We start from the raw sequence: 17295 nt of genomic DNA on the forward strand, positions 1-17295 counted from the left end.
CGGCAACAGCGACTCACCTGAGCAACTTATTCGGACATAAAGAAAACGATAATGTTAACCTGGCAACATGTCAGTAAAACGCAGCAGCCCCATTTGATTCAAATACCCAGGCTTACATAAGGAGACGAACAGAACGGTTTCCATTCACCAGCACGCCGTTAACCCATCACTGGTGGCGATTCATTGTGTCTCATCTTGAAAGCGAGCAAGCGCAGCCAAGCGTACGAATTATCGCAACCCGTTGAAGCAGCTAGATGTCTCTAGGGAAGGTGCGAACAAGTCTGTGACATGAGATCATGATGTTCATCCGGATCTGCACTCCAGGGGGGATCATGAGCCATCAACTCACCTTCGCCGACAGTGAATTCAGCAGTAAGCGTCGTCAGACCAGAAAAGAGTTTTTCTTGTCCCGCATGGATCAGATTCTGCCATGGCAAAACATGGTGGAAGTCATCGAGCCGTTTTATCCCAAGGCTGGTAATGGTCGGCGGCCTTATCCGCTGGAAACCATGCTGCGCATTCACTGCATGCAGCATTGGTACAACCTGAGCGATGGCGCGATGGAAGATGCTCTGTACGAAATCGCCTCCATGCGTCTGTTTGCCCGGTTATCCCTGGATAGCGCCTTGCCGGACCGCACCACCATCATGAATTTCCGCCACCTGCTGGAACAGCATCAACTGGCCCGTCAATTGTTCAAGACCATCAATCGCTGGCTGGCCGAAGCAGGCGTCATGATGACCCAAGGCACTTTGGTAGATGCCACCATCATTGAGGCACCCAGCTCTACCAAGAACAAAGAGCAGCAACGCGATCCGGAGATGCATCAGACCAAGAAAGGCAATCAGTGGCACTTTGGCATGAAGGCGCACATTGGTGTCGATGCCAAGAGTGGCCTGACCCACAGCCTAGTCACCACCGCGGCCAACGAGCATGACCTCAATCAGCTGGGTAATCTGCTGCATGGAGAGGAGCAATTTGTCTCAGCCGATGCCTGCTACCAAGGAGCGCCACAGCACGAGGAGCTGGCCGAGGTGGATGTGGACTGGCTGATCGCCGAGCGTCCCGGCAAGGTAAAAACCTTGAAGCAGCATCCGCGCAAGAACAAGGTGGCCATCAACATCGAATACATGAAAGCCAGCATCCGTGCCAAGGTGGAGCACCCGTTTCGCATCATCAAGCGGCAGTTCGGCTTCGTGAAAGCCAGATACAAGGGGCTGCTGAAAAACGATAACCAACTGGCGATGTTATTCACCCTGGCCAACCTGTTTCGGGTGGACCAGATGATACGTCAGTGGGAGAGATCTGACTAAAAACCGGGAATAACGCCTGAAACGGCGAAGAAACGGTCTAAATAGGATGATTCGAGGTGTTTATGGGAGAAAAAATCGGTCCAAACACGCGAAAATTTAATCGGTGAGCCAGCTTGGGAAAAAATCGCCCGCTTGTTCGCACCTTCCCTAGGGGTGTACATCACCTTCCGCGTTATGAGCCTAGCCAGAGTACTTCTTGGTCTTCACACACAGGAACGAACGACGACAGCGACCAAGTCGTGGAATACCATAGGTGATAACCGTCTACTCGCTGTAGACCACATATCGATTACGTCCGCCATGCTTGGCCTGATAGAGCGCCTGATCGGCCCGTTCGCACAGCAATTCCAACGAGGCACCCGGCTGCCAACAGGCGATGCCAATGCTTAGGGTCACGTGCTCGGCCGTTGTTAATTTTTCATGCCGTAAATTCAACTTGGCAATGTGTGAAATGATCCGTTCGGCAACCACAATGGCGCCCTCGACACCCGCCTCATCCAAGAAAGCAATAAACTCTTCCCCACCATAACGCCCGACCATGTCGATATCTTCACGCAAACAGGATTTCAAACAAGCTGCGACCTGTTGCAAGCAGCTATCACCTGCTGGATGGCCATAGTGGTCGTTATATTTTTTGAAGTGATCGACATCGATCATCAGGATCGCAGCCCCGTTGTCCGTCTCTTTTTGGCGTGCCAGCTTGTTGCCGACTGAGGAGAAGAAAGACTGCCGATTGGGTACCTACCTGCTCCTGGAGTTGGCGAATCAGCCGCCCGCGCGTCAACGAGGTGCTGAAGGTACTTGCCGATGCCAACGAGATCGCGGTCAGTCGCGGCGAGATCCAGTTACTGGATATTGCCGCGCTGAAAGCTCGCCTACCGAACATCAGCTTTATGTACCACGATCCTGTCCCCCAAATAGCACAGGCTGCACCCAGTCATCTTGATTATCCATGTCCAGGGGGCGAGGATGGGGTGGTCGAGGTACTCGCTGGTGCCTTGGCTGGTGCAGCATACAAGTCGGCGCTGCGAACCAACTTGGCATCCTGCGGATCTGCGATATAGTGCGGCGACATGATCTGCACACCATATTCATTAAAGACATCCTGGATGTTGGCATGCAGCAGACTCAGCAGCAGGGCGCGCGATCTGGGTTCACTCGGCACGGCATGAGCCACTAAGCGATATTCCGGGTAGTAATCGGACAGCGCGGTCTGAAAGACTTGCGGTTTTGGCTCCGGTTGTATGCCCTCGGTGCGCTGACATGCCAGCAACAACAGCGCCTCAACCTGCCGCCAGGGCGTGTCATAGCCAATGGTTACCGAGGTATCGACGATATAGCCAGGTCCGTTGACAATGCGTGAATAGTTGCGTGTCACAGAACCTGTGATCAGCGTGTTCGGCAAGGTCAGGGTCTCACCGACGCCGGTCATGATTCGAGTATTAAACACGCCAACCTCCGTCACAGTCCCTTCATGTTCACCGACCCGCACAAACTCGCCGACCCGGATCGTACCGGAGTAGGTGAGGATCAGCCCCGCCGCAGCTTGACCGATCACATTCGAAGCCCCTAACGAAATCATAAGACCAATCAGCACCGATAGTCCCTTGAAGGCTTCAGTACCCGCACCGGGCAGGTAGGGATAAGCCATCGCCAGGGCAAATAGCCAGATCCCTAGCGAGATCAAACGGTTGGTCGGGGCCAAGGTTTCCGGCGTCAGCCAGCGAATGGTTCCGGGCATGGCCAGACGCATCATCAAGGCCTTGAACAGGCCGATGACACCGCGCGCCATAAAGAATATGACGAGGACGATCGATAGCCCAGGCAAGGAGGTAAAGATAGCGGCGACGATGTAGCCCGACAGCGACAAGAGATAGCCGTTGAGATCCTCCCCCCACGGCCGGGTGTAAGGAAATTGCTGCAACACATAACTGAGCCATTCGTACAGACACAGCAGGATCAACGACCAGCATAGAAGTCCCAGACTGCGGCGCAAAATGGGAAACAGCAGGCCGGTATCGAGGATCGAGGTATGACCAATTTTGATCTTGCTGGTATGTTGACGCATCAGCGGCAGCAGCCGTGCCAGTAACCGGGAACGGGCCCACATCACGACGCGGATAGCCAGCACCAGCAGCAAGGTGGCCATCACGGTATAGGCCAGAGCCTGCAGCAGATAACGGGCGCTACGCACCTGCTCGGTCTCGGCGATGACCAGCCGCAGATTCGCCGCCGCCTGTTCCGCGACCTCGCGCACCGATATATCTTCGGCAGCCAGATCCTTGGGGGAGACAATGAATGCCCGTTGTCCGCCGATCAAGACTAGATAACTGGTCTGCATCGCTGATGTGGTCACCGCCAGGGATTCCCCCTCGGCCAACGCATCGCGGATCACCCGCTCGGCACGCTTGACCCGCGCCTGGGCGGTTTCACCGAGTAGGGTCGCTCGCAGCGTCACCACACGGCGGTTAGCCAGTTTCAGTTCGATGGCCGTAGACTCTGCCATCGACTGCGTTCCGTTCGAATACCCACCTGCCTCTGTCGCCGCATCAAGCCCAGCCGCCATAGCGGCTCCAGTGCTAAAACACAGCAACATCGCGACCAACCAACCACAGACCAAGTGACGGACACCCATAAGACTCTCCACCAAGCGCAGCAACCAGATGCGAATGGAACGATTCGAGCATTAATAATCCGGGATTACAACAAACTCAGCGTGAATCGATGGTTAGCTAACATGAACACAATTGCGTGCAACGGGCATTACCATCTTTGGCCGTAGACAGGATGAGCAAACCCATTCTCAGAAAGGGTGACCCGTTAGCGCAAGCACAACGCGATATCTCGTAAATTTACAACGTAGTTTTAATTTTTTACTCCGTACTCGTCACTCTATGTCAACTTATGGTTCATTTTCATGTCAACTTATGGGTGAAAATCGATTTGTAACCTGTTGATTTTATTATCACCGTTATGTCAACTTATGGTTTAGACGACAAAATCAATTAGTTAGCCTCAAAGCCTGTCGGGTCATCCACTTGGTGTGGACGACTTCTTATAACAAGCAAGAGGCAACCTCATCAATCTCTGGCCTAAGTTACCCCCACGGTATCTGGTACTTCCGCAAGGTCACAATCATGCCTTGTGGTCGGCGCAAAGAAATCAAAAAGACACTTAGAACAAGAGACAAGTCCGAAGCCAAGCGGAAGGTGCTGGAGTTACTCGTCTGTGTGCGTTCGGGTGCTAAGAGCCGTGCTGCCGATCCCCTGACCTCGTCGGTTCTGGAACAGGCCAAACTTCCGGTTTCAGGCCCTATAGTGGTTCCAAGCCAGCCAGAGAATCAGATGCCAGCCCCAAGTAAGACTTCGCGTGCAGTGGAGACACCCAAGCTCTCCAAGCTGACCGATAAGTATCTCAAGGAACGTGGCATGTCTTGGTCTCCTAGAAAGACAAGGCACCAGGAACATTACCTTTACACCTTCATTGAATGTAGTGACGTTGCCATACACTAGGCACGCCGCCGGCACTAACGTTGATACCCTCTAAAGCAAGCTTCTGCGCCATCCGCAACGGGCCACGGGTAAGTGGGGTCCGGGTCACTGGATGCTTTGCGCTGCATGTCGCGCCACGCTCCGGGAGAGATCCCCTCCCAGCCGTTAAACGCGCGATAAAACGAGTTGGTATCTTCGTAACCAAGCAGGTACGCCGTCTCGTTGGGCTCTATGGCACCGGTCTGTAAATAGGAGCGCGCCAGTTCGCGACGGGTCTCCTCCACCAGTTGCTGAAAAGTGATGCCCTCATCCGTCAACCGGCGTTGCAGGGTTCGCGTACTCATCGCCAGCTCTTTGGCCAGCGATTGCAGCGTCGGGCGTCGGCCTGCGAGGGTACGTTTCAGCACCTGTTTCACTGTGAATGCGACCTTGGCGTTTTGGTCATGCTCTTGCAACTCGGCATCCAGCTGCGGAGCGATCGCGGCCAGCAACTCTTCATTGTGGGTATAAAACGGGAAATCCAGATCACTGGCGCGAAACACCAGGGCATTGCGCGCCGCATGGAAGGTGATCGGGCAGCCGAAATGCCCCTCCAGCAAAGCGCGCTGCTCGGGGCCGCGCGTCAATTCGATGCGCAGCGGACGGATATGGCCGTCCGAGCCGTGTCGTGCCATGGCAGTCACCCAGGCGAAGCCGATATCGGTCATGATATGGGGAGGCGGCTCGCTGGCTACCAGATAATGGGAGTCGATGATCACCTCATTGCCTTGTACTTCGACACGGATCTCTTCCGGGCAGACCACCCGTTTGTAGCGGGCGATACGCTGCAGCGCATCCCGTAAGCAACTGCTGCACACCGCCGCAATGACCATCGGATGATTGCGTTCGAGCCGCACATCTGAGCCCAGTTTCAGACCAAAGGCCACATCCCCACAATGCTCGGCAATGGCCTTCCACAAGGAGAACAATTCTGCGGTGGAGGCATAGATTTTCTCCTGCTGAAAAAACAGCTCCGGCAGCCCGGCTTTGCGTTGCATCAGCTCTAACGAGAGCCCCAGCTCAGCGATGCGCAGCATCCACTGTTTAGAAATGCGAAAACGATCGATCATCGTGTGGCGTACCCAATCATAGAGAACATGGTGACCTGTCAGGTCGCGGATACCGCGTGGCGGCATGGGTTGCACCATGCCGCCTGGTAGCAAAAAATATCTGACATCCCTCGCGGCTGTCATGCACATTCGTGAGCTGTGCAAGGCGCCCTGTCATCCGTCAACGCAACGGCTTATGGTTCAGTGCCTGGTTCAGGGCCTGTTCGACGCCTCATCAGCCACATAGTCCGGCCAACCACCCGCCATGGCCCGATAGAGCGACACCACGGCCAGGGTATATCGCACCTGGCTTTGTGCCAGCGCATCCTGACTTTGCAGACGGACGTTTTCGCTATCCAGCAACGTCAGCAGATCGATAGCCCCTTCATCGTAGCGCACCTTGGCGACCTCGGCGGCACGGACACTGGCGGCAGCAGCCTGCCCCAGATGCTGGCGCTGCTGGGCACTGTTAGACACCTGAGCCAGCGCATTTTCCGTCTCTTCGAGCGCTGTGAGCACGGTCTTCTGGTAGCTGGCCAGATCCACTGCCGCCTGCGCATTGCTGGCGGCGATGCGGGCGCGAACGCGGCCCACATTCAAAAATGAGCCATCCACGCCGAGCGTCAGCGATCGTGTCTCGCTGTCCCGCGCAAACAGGGCGCCGGCATCCAGGACCTGAGTACCGATCAAGCCCCCCAGGGTAAAGTGGGGGAAGAGATCCGCGGTGGCGACCCCAATGCGCGCCGTCGCCGCAGCAAGGCGATGCTCGGCAGCAGCGACATCCGGCCGCCGACGCAGCAGCTCACCGGGGGCCTGCATCGGCACATTGGCCGACAACTGCGCGAGCGGCGCCGGTGCCGCCAGCTCGTTAATCAAGGCCTCAGGAACATTACCGGTCAGCACGCCAATGCGGTGGGTGGCCACCGCAATTTGTGCCTCCAGTGGCGGTATGCTGGCGCGGGTGGTTTCTAGCTGGGCACGCCCTCGATCGACATCGAACGCGCTGGCCAAGCCTTCCCCTTGCTGCAGTTGCAACAGCGACAGGGTTTGCGCCTGATTTGCCGCGTTATCACGGGCAATCTGTCGCTGTGCCTGCCAGCCACGTAACTGGAAGTAGGTCTGGGCCAGCTCCCCGACCACGGCCACCTGCATGGCGGCCAGATCATCGGCACTGGCACGGGTGTCGGCGCGCTGCGCCTCCACCGAGCGCCGCACACGGCCAAACAGATCCAGCTCCCAGCTAAAGCCGGTGCTGCCCTGATATTGGTGATAATCCCGATCGGCCGCCGCAACACCGGGCTGCTGATCGGCACTGCTGCGCTCATTACTGGCCTGCGCGCTGGCGACGAGCGTCGGCAGCAAATCATACTTTGCGCTCCCCAGCAGCGCATTAGCCTGCTGATAATGGGCCAGTGCCAGCTGCACATCCTGGTTATGACGCAGCGCCAGTTCGACCAGTTTGGTGAGCTCCGGGTCGTTAAATCCGCGCCAGAATGCTGGCTCCGCCTCAGGAGCTGGCTCTTGACGCACGCTGGCATCCAGACGGGCGTAGCGGCTCACTGCTGGCAGCTCCGGACGTTGATAGTCTGGCCCGACACTGCACGCGGATAGCAGTGCGGTGATGCTCACCATGAGCGCACTGAGCGCGCTACGAGAGGCCTTGGTTTTCGCTTGCATATACATAGCAATTTACTCATCCAAAAGAGGTTGGTATGCGCCCGGCATCAGAGCGGATCACCGACGAAGGTCGACTCACCATGCTGAACCAAGGGTCGGCCGGAGAGTTTACGCAACGCCACATAGAACACCGGCGTCAGGAACAGGCCAAACAGCGTCACCCCGAGCATCCCGGCAAAGACCGTAATACCGGTCACCGAGCGCACTTCCGCCCCGGCACCCGTGGAGAGCACCAACGGAATCGTGCCGGCGATAAAGGCGATCGAGGTCATCACAATCGGTCGTAATCGCAGCCGGCAGGCCTTCAATGCGGACTCGACAATGCCGCGACCGTTCATCTCCAACTCACGGGCAAACTCGACGATCAGGATGGCGTTCTTGCACGCCAGCCCCATCAGCACCACCAGCCCCACCTGCACGAAGACGTTGTTATCGCCACCGGTCATCCAGACTCCGAACAGCGCCGAGAGCAGCGTCATTGGCACAATCAGGATCACCGCCAGTGGCAGGGTCCAGCTCTCATAGAGTGCCGCCAGCACCAGGAACACCAGCAAGATCGCCACCGGGAAGACGATAAAGGCCGCCTTGCCCTGAGTAGCCTGCTGATAACTCAAGTCAGTCCACTCGGTGGTCATCCCCATCGGCAATACCTGTCCGGCGATAGCGGTTAGCTGGCCCATCACCTGCGCCGACGAGAGCATGCGCGGATCCGCCTCACCGGCCAGATCGGCGGCGGGGTAACCGTTAAAGCGCAGTACCGGATCCGGACCATAGGTCTCCTTGATGGTCACCATCGAACCGATCGGCACCATCTCACCACGGGCATTGCGGGTTTGCAGTTTGCCGATATCCTCGACGCTATTGCGAAACGCCCCATCCGCCTGCGCAATCACCTGCCAGGTGCGACCAAACTGGTTGAAGTCGTTGACATAGGTCGAACCCAGATAGGTCTGTAGGGTATCGAACAGCTCGGTTAACGCGACCCCTTGTGCCTTGGCTTTGACACGATCCACATGGGCATCAAGTTGCGGCACGTTGGCCTGATAACTGGTGATGGGATAGGCCATCCCTGGCGTCTGAGCAACGGTGCCCTGCATGGCCTGCACCGCTTCTTGCAGTTTGCCGTAACCGAAGTTGCCACGGTCCTCGATAAACATCTGATAGCCATTACCACTACCCAGCCCCAGGATCGGCGGCGGCATCATGGCGAAGGCAAACCCCTCCTGCAGGCCGGCGATCTTCTGGTTTATCTCGGCGTTGATCTGGGCGGCCGTGCGGCCATGACGTTCGGCAAACGGCTTAAGCGGAATGAACGCCACCCCAGTGTTGGGTGTGTTGGTGAACTGCAGCGCGTTCAGACCCGGGAAGGAAATGGTGTGTGCCACCCCGTCAGTTTCTTGTGCAATCTGGGCGACCTTGCGCAGCATAGCGTCAGTCCGGGCAATCGACGCCCCCTCCGGCAGTTTCACCCCGGCGATCAGATAGAGCTTGTCCTGAGTCGGAATAAATCCCGGTGGCACCAGCTTGAACATCACGCTGGCAGCGCCGAGCAGCATGAGATAGACCACAAACACGGTGCCACGACGGCCAAGAATGCGGGAGATGCCACGCTCATAGCGCGCTGAACCCGACTTGAAGACCCGGTTAAACGGGCGGAACAGCCAACCGAGCAGGGTGTCAATCACTCGGCTCGGGCCATCCTTGGGCGCATCGTGCGGTTTGAGCAGACGGGCAGCCAGCGCCGGCGACAAGGTCAAGGAGTTGATGGCCGAGATCACGGTCGAGATGGCGATCGTGACCGCGAACTGCTTGTAGAACTGGCCGGTGACCCCCGACAAAAACGCCATCGGTACAAATACCGCACACAACACCAGCGCAATCGCAATGATAGGGCCGGAGACTTCACGCATCGCCTGGTGCGCCGCAGCAATCGGCGAGAGCCCCTCTTCGATGTTACGTTCGACGTTCTCCACCACCACGATGGCATCGTCGACCACAATCCCGATGGCGAGTACCAGTCCGAACAGGCTCAAGGTATTGATAGAAAAACCCAGCACATAGAGGGCCGCAAAGGTGCCCACCACCGACACCGGCACCGCGATCAGCGGGATGATCGAGGCACGCCAAGTCTGCAGGAACAGGATCACCACCAGCACCACCAGCAACACCGCTTCCAGCAGGGTGTGCACCACGGCACTGATCGAATCGCGCACAAAGATGGTGGTGTCGTAGACCGCTTCATACTTCACATCAGACGGGAAGGTCTTCTGCATTTGATCCATCGTCCGGATGACCGCATCACGGATCTCGAGCGCATTGGCTCCCGGTGACTGGAAGATACCGATACCGACCGCATTCTTGCCATCGAGCTGGGAGCGCAGGGTGTAGTCACCGGCACCCAGCTCGAGGCGGGCTACATCCGACAGCCGCACCACTTCGCCGTTATCGCCATTTTTCAGCACGATATCGCCAAACTCCTGCTCGGTCCGCAGACGCCCCTGGGCGTTGATCAGCGTCAGGAACTGGCTGTTCGGCATCGGCTCGGCACCCAGTTGGCCGGCTGACACCTGGACGTTCTGTTCGCGCATGGCACTGACCACATCACTGGCCGTCAGGCCCCGTGCGGCGATTTTGTCCGGATCAAGCCAGGCACGCATGGCGTAGTCACCGCCACCGAACACCTGGGCATCCCCGACCCCCGGGATCCGCGCCAAGGCATCTTTCACATTCAGACGCGCGTAGTTACGCAGATAGAGGGTGTCGTACTTACCGCCTGGCGAGGTCAAATGCACCACCATCAGAAACGTCGGTGACTGTTTCTGCGTGGTCACGCCCTGGCGGCGCACATCTTCGGGCAGCCGAGCCTGGGCCTGCGCCACGCGGTTTTGTACCTTGACGGCCGCCGCATCAGGATCGGTGCCCGGACGGAAGGTGATGGTCATCTGCAGCACGCCGTCAGAGCCGGCGACCGACTTGAAATACATCATGTCTTCCACACCATTGATCGCCTCTTCCAGCGGCGTGGCCACGGTTTCAGCGATCACCTTGGGATTGGCGCCCGGATAGACGGTACGCACCACCACCGAGGGTGGCACCACTTCCGGATACTCGCTCACTGGCAAGTTGGGAATGGTGATCAATCCCGCAGCGAAGATCACGATCGACAACACAGCCGCAAAGATTGGCCGATCAATAAAGAAACGGGAAAAGTCCATGGAATAGGTCCTTAAACAGACGGTTCAAGAGGCACGGCTGCAATCAGCACAGGCGCCACGGTGAACATGGGTACGGTCATTGGCTTTGCCGAGGTCATAGCTTTGCCGCCGCCAATACTGCTGCGCCCTGCATCGGCACCGCTTTGGCATTCACCGGCATGCCTGGCATGAACACCTTCTGATAGCCTTCGATGATCACGCGATCACCGGCCACCAACCCTTTTTCAATGATGCGAAGCCCCTCGGCTTCCCGTCCCGGCACCACATCACGGCGCTGGGCCTTGCCGTCCTTGTCGACCACATAGACATATTTGCGGTCCTGATCCGTCAGCAGGGCACGACTGTCGATTAGCAACGCATCGGGAATGCGACCGCCGAACAGGCGCACACGGGCAAACAGACCTGGGGTCAACACCCGATCTGGGTTATCCAGGATGGCACGCACACGCAGGGTGCCACTGCTGCGCTCCACCCGGTTGTCGAGAAAGTCGACCACGCCGGTATGAGGAAAGCCCTCCTCATTGGCGAGCCCGACCTGTACCGGGATCGTGCCACTGTGGCCAGCCAGGGTATTGCGGCTATCCAGGGTATTGCGGGCGCTCTGGGTGTAACGCAAGAAGGCATTCTCATCGATGTCGAAATAGGCATACATCTTGTCTTGCGACACCAAGGTGGTCAGTACACTGGCCGCACCATCTGCCGTGACCAGGTAGCCTTGGGTCACCAGCGCACGCCCTGCCCGGCCCACGATCGGCGCACGCACCCGGGTCCACTCCAGATTAAGCTTTGCCGTATCCACCGCTGCCTGCGCGGCCAGCATATCGGCCTGGGCGGATTTATCAGCCGCGTTGCGCTGCTCCCATTGCTCGGTAGAAATGGCATGTTGCGCAACCAGCGCTTTGGCACGGCGCGCTTCGTTACGGCTCTGGGCCGCAACACTGGCCGCACGAGCGAGCTGTGCATTGGCTCGCGCCAACTCAGCGCGGTAACTACGGGCGTCGATCGTGAACAGCACATCGCCCTGTTTCACCTCCTGACCTTCCCGATAGTTGACGCTATCGAGATAACCAGAGACCCGGGGACGCAGTTCCACACTTTGAATCGCTTCAATGCGGCCACTGTACTCATCCCACTGGTTCACCGGCTTGACGACAACCTGCGCCGCACTCACCTCGGGCGGCACCATCGCCACTGGGGCGGACTGGTCGTTGCAACCCGCGAGCAACAGGGTGCCCAAGGTCAACACGGCCAACAAAGGCGACACGTCATACCGCAAAATATGTAGTTTTTTCATATAGATGATTCCGATTGTGGAATAGGACCGAAACGAGATGAGCGATGGCCAAAAATGGTCGCCAAAACGGGAGCTTGGTCACAGATTGAGCCAGAACAGAACCATACAAGGGACAAGACATAATCTATATGCAGAACGCGCCAATCTACTTGCCAAACGCGCCAATCTGTTAAGATTACGTTAATAGCAAAAACTTATTTGCTCGAAGTGTCTGAAAAATAGTGATTTATTGGAATGAACATACTAACCGCGCCGGGCGGCCAGCGTGGTGCCGACCGACGCGGCTATGATGGCGGCGATCCCCAGCAGTTGACTCGGCGGCAAGCTCTCCCCCAGGAAGATCATGCCGACCAGGGCGCCGACGGCAGGTTCGCAACTGGTCAAGGTGCCAAAGCTCTGGGGCGGCAGGCGGCGCAGCGCATACATCTCCAGCGTATAGGGGATGGCGCTGGAGAGCACAGCCACCGCAACGGCCACCGCCAGGATCGCCGGGTTGAGCAAACCACTGCTGGCCTGCACCCAGCCAAACGGCAGCACCACCAGGGCACCGATGGCCATGCCAAACGCTGGTGTGCTGGCACCCAGGGCCCGTCCGGCGCGTCGGCCGGTGATGATATACAAGCCCCAGCACACCCCGGCACCTAGCGATAACAGGGCACCGAGCGGATCGATCGCCTGCCCTGCCCCGCGCAGCGGCAGCACCAGCAAGAGGCCAGATACCGCCAGCCCCAGCCAGATAAAGTCCCCCCGTCGCTGTGATCCCAAGAGCGCGACCGTCAAGGGGCCAATAAACTCGATGGCCAACGCTATGCCCAAGGGCACCCGCTCGATAGCCATGTAGAACAGCAGATTCATCAGACTCAATGACAGGGCATAGGGGACGACAGCCTGCCACTGGGCCCGGTCCGGGCGGATCCGCCAGATCCGAAACGCCAGCGCCAGCATCAGTGCGGCGATCCCGAGCCGCAGCACAGTCGTCCCAGCAGGGCCAATCAGCGGAAACAGCGATTTGGCCAGTGAGGCCCCCAAGGTGATGGAGAATATGGCACCGAGCGCGGCCGCCAGCGGCGCCAAGGCGTGTAACGAGGAAGAAGCAAAGGGCAGTTTTAACATCAGCAGTACAAGGTGGAATCCAATGACCGACGCAATATAACGATTAAGGGGGAAAATATCTGTTTTTATTCCCCTACTACACCGACTTTAAGACGCTGTCCCGGTGATGCGTTGCTGAAATCAAAACTCGCTGTCTGGCGACGCCCCGCGCCCCTTGCGGTCATCCTGAGCGCAGCGATGCCCAACGTTCACCGCGTGGCATCCCGTCTCGCATCCTGCCTATTGAATAAATACTTGGAAAAACACGAGCTTTCCCAATCGAGCCCATTCCATCCGCTAACCGCTTGCGGTAGCCTGCAACTAACAAAAGCGCAAGCTGCCTGTTGGCACTAACAGCCCGCGCCGCCATCCACCATCGGCGCTGTGACAGCCGTAAGTCAGGGGCGGTAGCCAGGATATTTGCCAGCATTAGGGCGGCGAACCGGCCCCGAATAAAGACCATCGGCGAGATAGATAGTCAGATAAGCGCACAGGGAAATAACAGTGCGGGGATAAAGAAACAGCGCCTGTTATCTGAACGAACGTCAGAGTAATAGGCAGCATGGAGTTTCACGATAGGCGGATTATTTCCGTTTAACGGAATGTTGGGCATTTGAATCATGGAATCGAATTCAGCAGTCATCACGTTATTGTTGTTTTGTGCACTATTGGTGATAGTTTTCAGCTATTGGTTATGGCGCAAGGGGCGAATCGCTCGATTTGCTATTATTGGATTCATGATCTATATATCTACCAGCACTTACTTTGCCTTTTATCCATCCGATTCATTTTACAAATCAGAGTTCGAAAGAATAACAAATATTAAATTTCCTGATTCTGGGGCTTTTATTGAAAGACAATCTTCATATCCAGATATTCATGGTGACTATTCTTCTTGCGCCTTATTCACAGTGTCACCCAAAGACTATGAATATATAAAATCAAAGATTATGGAAAACATTGAAGTCGAAACCGGCAGAGAGCCGTATCCATGTTCCACCCACACCAAATGGCAGAGTAAACTGCCAAAATATTTATACGCAATAACGTACGAATCAGAAGATGAAATTGGTGAATGGGGCTTATTAACAGGCAATGAAGTATATTTTTCTTTTGGCAGCCAATAGTTACCTCACAAAAATCAACCTTGCCCAAACTCCCTAGGAACTTCACCGACCACGCTTCGCGGTCTGGTTATTTAACACGTTAGGCCAATATGATACCCATGTACACTATGACAGTAAAAATTGCATCGTTAGCAGACGTTGAACACGTTGCAGCTTTATTCAATCAATATCGCTTATTTTATGCGCAGAAGGACGATCTTGACTTAGCAACCGAATATATTCGGCAACGGATTGATAACGCTGAATCAGTGATATTACTGGCCGAAGATATAGCAGGAAAGGCCGTCGGTTTTTGTCAGCTCTATCCAACATTTTGCTCTGTGGAAGCAAAGCCGATCTACTCGCTGTATGACTTATTCGTGCTTCCCGAATGCCGTAAACATGGCATCGGCCGCGCCTTACTCTTGCAAGCTGAGGTAATTGCAAAGCGTAACGGAAAATCTCGCATGGATCTAACTACGGCAAAGACAAATACCAAAGCTCAATCTGTTTATGAGTCATTGGGGTGGGTGAAAGATGACGTATTTTATGCGTACAGTAAAATTATTGCGTAAATACAGACCTAAGAATTCATCCAATTCAAAATGGCTTGCGTCGCTTCGATGTGCTCTTTAGTTGTGCTCCGTGCCGTTGGGCGCAATAGCGCAGCGTATTGCGCCGGACAAACGACCATAACAAACCATAAAAACCATCTGTTATTGACGGTTCTGTAAACCAGTAGACACCTGTTTATTCCCATTAACTCGCGACAAAGAAATAATAACGATTGATTGGTAAATAAAATTATATTATTGGGATGTATCATGAACACTATTATCCTTGCAATAGCTGTAATGCTAGTTTCTGGTTGCGATAGCTTAAACCATCGCCAATATCTATTAGTTCCAGCTCTTTCAAATAGCCAATATGAAGATGTACGGGCTGAGTTAGGTAAAGCGCTGGAGCCTGTAGTCGAAAAGCACAGACTAATTAATTCACGTAGCGATGCCAGAGATTCTGGTGTGGTCTTCTATTACAAAACAGAAAGTAATTTTCCAATACAGGTGGGCGCTAAAAGAACTAACACCGGGATAGTGGTAGATGTACTGCAATTCCATCCAGGTACAGGAGAAGGCAAAGAATATTCAAAGGTTGTTCAAGATATCGTGAGTGCATTATCTAGTATGAACTCCGTTAAAGTAGTAGAGCTGCGTTATGGCAATCACGTTGAGTAAAATGCTAACTAGGCGTTCAAGCGGACAATTTAAAGCGGGGCATTTGCTTCGCAAATTTTACGCCCCGCTTTTAACAAAAATATTAGGCACGTGAAATCCCCACCGCAGAAGGACACATCATGAACGCGGCAGAAATTTTATCCACGATAAAATATCAAGAAGTTGCATTACACCAAGCCAGTGTCAGAAGCAGCGCAACTGAAGTTTCCAAATTACTGCACGAAAAATTTTCCGAGTTTGGCCGATCCGGAAATCAATATAATTACGTACAGATCATAAAGTATCTCGCAGACGAAGAACCATCCGATCCAATATTTGTATGGTCACAAGATTATGAAGTTCGATATCAATGTGAAAATACGGCGCTGATAACATACAAGTCCGCCCATATCATTGACGACAATGAGCTTATCCATCACACATTGAGAAGCTTACTTTGGGTGAAATCAGATTCTGGCTGGCAATTGATATTCCATCAAGGCACGCCAACCGCTGCATTTGAAAAGTCTCTTGTAAATGAGTCCGCTCAAAATATATGTGCCTAACCTTTCGGTCAACGTGATGGCCCAACGCTGCGTTTCGGATTCCCTCCACGCCTGCGGCATTCCGGCCGCACGTTACCTCCAACATGATCTATACTAATCGCGAAGTTAAAATAATGAAAGAAGAGCTTTACTTTAACTATTCTGCAACATTGCGAATATTCTCTGAAACAGGTTTGGATTTCGAAGAAATAGAAAATAAATTAGGAGCTCAGCCCTCACGGACACATCGAAGAGGAGATAGGCGAGGCATTAATAGCCCAGCTTATAAGCATGATATGTGGAGTCTGGAGTCAGGACTTAATGAAGAAGAAAAACTTGAAGATCATCTTTTTGCTCTATGGAAAACTCTTAAGTCCAATAAAGAGTATTTATTGACACTAAAACAATCGGCAAATGTGGATGTATTTTGTGGGTATAGATCAAGTAGTCATACTGCTGGCGTAGATGTCTCTTACCGCGCACTAGAGATATTTCAGGAGCTAGAAATTGATTTCAGCTTATCAATTATCACGACATAACGAACCGTTTAAGCCATTCGCTTCGCTCACTAGACCGCGCTTAGGAGTGTTACTGGAATAATGCGAGCAAGAAAAGAATTAATAGAATCTTTACTATCTTTGGCAGAGCCTACCGAAAGTCTTATGCAAGAGCTAAAGGAATACGGTTGGGACTCTGAATATGAGCTTGGTGTGCTGACGCCACAACATATGAAAAATGTCTTAAAACTCTATCTTGTTGGCTCGCTATCTGAAAATGAAGTTATAGATTGGGCTAACGCTATAGAACGAAGGGACGACATTGGCCTTTTACAATCGCATGCTGAGGTTCTTGAGGAAATGGTTTTTTGGTTATCTAACCCTTCAATTAATTATTCAATAACACCAAGTTTAGCTAATCGCATCCTCCTACACCTAGCGAATAACACTATTGCATAAACCATAAAATTTAACAAAGTGGTCAAACTTCGTTCCACTGGACAGAATTTAAATCGCGGAATTATAGAGCTAAGTGCATTATGATCGAAAAGACAGAAATGTTTGAACTAGCAATTAAAGCTTGCCCTAGCTTTAAGCCTGCGTGGGAAGAATTCCTAGACGATTGGATGGATGAAAAGGAATTGCCCTTATATTTAGCACTTGGCAGCCTTTCTCGGCACATTTCTTCGCTTGTAGAAACTCAGCAAGTTTCAGAACTTACAGAATTGTTTGAAGTTGTTGAGCGCTGGCTCATTGAGGGAAG

General features: G+C 54.2%; 13 protein-coding genes and 2 pseudogenes. 8 read left to right on the forward strand and 7 right to left on the reverse strand.

Annotated elements, in window-relative coordinates:
* The first annotated feature begins 332 nt into the window (after positions 1–332).
* The gene (locus tag ACZYUB_RS16350) at positions 333–1313 is read left to right on the forward strand and encodes an IS5 family transposase (RefSeq protein ID WP_463949299.1); all 981 of its coding nucleotides are present in this window, start codon (positions 333–335) and stop codon (positions 1311–1313) included.
* 264 nt (positions 1314–1577) lie between these two features.
* Here ACZYUB_RS16350 and ACZYUB_RS16355 read toward each other — a convergent pair.
* The 7 genes and pseudogenes from ACZYUB_RS16355 to ACZYUB_RS16385 all read right to left on the reverse strand — a co-directional run.
* A pseudogene (locus ACZYUB_RS16355) lies at positions 1578–2042 on the reverse strand (GGDEF domain-containing protein); the annotation flags it as partial.
* 217 nt (positions 2043–2259) lie between these two features.
* Positions 2260–3819 (reverse strand): mechanosensitive ion channel family protein, encoded by a 1560-nt coding sequence (locus tag ACZYUB_RS16360; RefSeq protein WP_463949300.1) that lies wholly within the window; start codon positions 3817–3819, stop codon positions 2260–2262.
* 1125 nt (positions 3820–4944) lie between these two features.
* A pseudogene (locus ACZYUB_RS16365) lies at positions 4945–6042 on the reverse strand (AraC family transcriptional regulator); the annotation flags it as partial.
* A gap of 63 nt (positions 6043–6105) precedes the next feature.
* Positions 6106–7575 (reverse strand): efflux transporter outer membrane subunit, encoded by a 1470-nt coding sequence (locus ACZYUB_RS16370; RefSeq protein WP_463949301.1) that lies wholly within the window; start codon positions 7573–7575, stop codon positions 6106–6108.
* A gap of 41 nt (positions 7576–7616) precedes the next feature.
* Positions 7617–10784, reverse strand: coding sequence for an efflux RND transporter permease subunit (locus ACZYUB_RS16375; RefSeq protein WP_463949302.1), 3168 nt, complete (start codon positions 10782–10784; stop codon positions 7617–7619).
* A gap of 94 nt (positions 10785–10878) precedes the next feature.
* On the reverse strand, positions 10879–12078 hold the full coding sequence (locus ACZYUB_RS16380) for an efflux RND transporter periplasmic adaptor subunit (protein ID WP_463949303.1): 1200 nt from the start codon (positions 12076–12078) through the stop codon (positions 10879–10881).
* Positions 12079–12321: 243 nt separating this feature from the next.
* Positions 12322–13191, reverse strand: a complete 870-nt coding sequence (locus ACZYUB_RS16385; RefSeq protein WP_463949304.1) for an EamA family transporter — start codon at positions 13189–13191, stop codon at positions 12322–12324.
* A gap of 599 nt (positions 13192–13790) precedes the next feature.
* Between ACZYUB_RS16385 and ACZYUB_RS16390 the strand changes: the two genes are divergently transcribed.
* The 7 genes from ACZYUB_RS16390 to ACZYUB_RS16420 all read left to right on the forward strand — a co-directional run.
* Positions 13791–14297: a hypothetical protein gene (locus ACZYUB_RS16390; protein ID WP_463949305.1), complete on the forward strand. Its 507-nt coding sequence runs from the start codon at positions 13791–13793 to the stop codon at positions 14295–14297.
* 98 nt (positions 14298–14395) lie between these two features.
* Positions 14396–14851 (forward strand): N-acetyltransferase family protein, encoded by a 456-nt coding sequence (locus ACZYUB_RS16395; protein WP_463949306.1) that lies wholly within the window; start codon positions 14396–14398, stop codon positions 14849–14851.
* Positions 14852–15100: 249 nt separating this feature from the next.
* Positions 15101–15511 carry a hypothetical protein gene (locus ACZYUB_RS16400; RefSeq protein ID WP_463949307.1) on the forward strand — a complete coding sequence of 137 codons (411 nt, stop codon included), beginning with the start codon at positions 15101–15103 and terminating at the stop codon, positions 15509–15511.
* Between the two features lie 119 nt (positions 15512–15630).
* Entirely contained in the window at positions 15631–16056 is a 426-nt protein-coding gene (locus tag ACZYUB_RS16405; RefSeq protein WP_463949308.1) for a nuclear transport factor 2 family protein, read from the forward strand.
* A 113-nt stretch (positions 16057–16169) separates the two neighbouring features.
* Positions 16170–16574, forward strand: coding sequence for a DUF4279 domain-containing protein (locus ACZYUB_RS16410; RefSeq protein WP_463949309.1), 405 nt, complete (start codon positions 16170–16172; stop codon positions 16572–16574).
* Positions 16575–16634: 60 nt separating this feature from the next.
* Positions 16635–16991, forward strand: coding sequence for a hypothetical protein (locus ACZYUB_RS16415; protein WP_463949310.1), 357 nt, complete (start codon positions 16635–16637; stop codon positions 16989–16991).
* Between the two features lie 80 nt (positions 16992–17071).
* The coding region (locus tag ACZYUB_RS16420) for a DUF7674 family protein (RefSeq protein WP_463949311.1) at positions 17072–17295 on the forward strand (224 nt) is incomplete at its 3' end.

It is taken from the genome of Pseudaeromonas sp. HNCC25DJ182 (assembly GCF_055413365.1).

Bases quoted from the DNA above. Each gene is read 5' to 3' on its own strand.
- ACZYUB_RS16350 (WP_463949299.1), top strand. From the start codon at position 333: ATGAGCCATCAACTCACCTTCGCCGACAGTGAATTCAGCAGTAAGCGT.
- ACZYUB_RS16360 (WP_463949300.1), bottom strand. From the start codon at position 3,819: ATGGCAGAGTCTACGGCCATCGAACTGAAACTGGCTAACCGCCGTGTG.
- ACZYUB_RS16370 (WP_463949301.1), bottom strand. From the start codon at position 7,575: ATGTATATGCAAGCGAAAACCAAGGCCTCTCGTAGCGCGCTCAGTGCG.
- ACZYUB_RS16375 (WP_463949302.1), bottom strand. From the start codon at position 10,784: ATGGACTTTTCCCGTTTCTTTATTGATCGGCCAATCTTTGCGGCTGTG.
- ACZYUB_RS16380 (WP_463949303.1), bottom strand. From the start codon at position 12,078: ATGAAAAAACTACATATTTTGCGGTATGACGTGTCGCCTTTGTTGGCC.
- ACZYUB_RS16385 (WP_463949304.1), bottom strand. From the start codon at position 13,191: ATGTTAAAACTGCCCTTTGCTTCTTCCTCGTTACACGCCTTGGCGCCG.
- ACZYUB_RS16390 (WP_463949305.1), top strand. From the start codon at position 13,791: ATGGAATCGAATTCAGCAGTCATCACGTTATTGTTGTTTTGTGCACTA.
- ACZYUB_RS16395 (WP_463949306.1), top strand. From the start codon at position 14,396: ATGTACACTATGACAGTAAAAATTGCATCGTTAGCAGACGTTGAACAC.
- ACZYUB_RS16400 (WP_463949307.1), top strand. From the start codon at position 15,101: ATGAACACTATTATCCTTGCAATAGCTGTAATGCTAGTTTCTGGTTGC.
- ACZYUB_RS16405 (WP_463949308.1), top strand. From the start codon at position 15,631: ATGAACGCGGCAGAAATTTTATCCACGATAAAATATCAAGAAGTTGCA.
- ACZYUB_RS16410 (WP_463949309.1), top strand. From the start codon at position 16,170: ATGAAAGAAGAGCTTTACTTTAACTATTCTGCAACATTGCGAATATTC.
- ACZYUB_RS16415 (WP_463949310.1), top strand. From the start codon at position 16,635: ATGCGAGCAAGAAAAGAATTAATAGAATCTTTACTATCTTTGGCAGAG.